At 54.6% G+C, this 355-nt stretch carries 1 protein-coding gene; it reads left to right on the top strand.

What is annotated here, in order from left to right:
- Positions 1 to 355: hypothetical protein (locus IV91_RS16400; protein ID WP_035418920.1), on the top strand; the 355-nt coding region annotated here is incomplete at both ends.

Here is a 355-nt window from a genome sequence, read left to right as displayed (position 1 = left end):
GAAAGACGAGAATAATCAACTCAAGGTGGACGACGCTGCCAAGATCATCGGCTGCTGGAAAGCCCTGTCCAAGCAGGGCCTGATGGATCAGGGTGACGATGGGGAAGCCATGCGCCGGGCCGTGGCTTTCTGCCAGGTGATTGAAATCCAGAAAGGAGCCAAGACCCACAAGGTCAGTTCAAAGCAGATCGCCACGATGTTCAAGGCCGTGGTGGATGCCTATCAAGAAAGCGAAGAAACTTTTGAACAGGTGATTTCTCCACTGGCCTGCGAAGCGGAGCATGTGGACGGGAGCATGAATGCCAGCGAGAAGGATGAAAAACTCTCCTGGCTCAAGGCAGAGTCCCCGGACAAC

Origin of the sequence: Ferrovum myxofaciens, assembly GCF_000735045.1 — a bacterium.
GTDB lineage: Bacteria > Pseudomonadota > Gammaproteobacteria > Burkholderiales > Ferrovaceae > Ferrovum > Ferrovum myxofaciens.
This window is presented reverse-complemented; position numbering and strand designations above follow the sequence as displayed.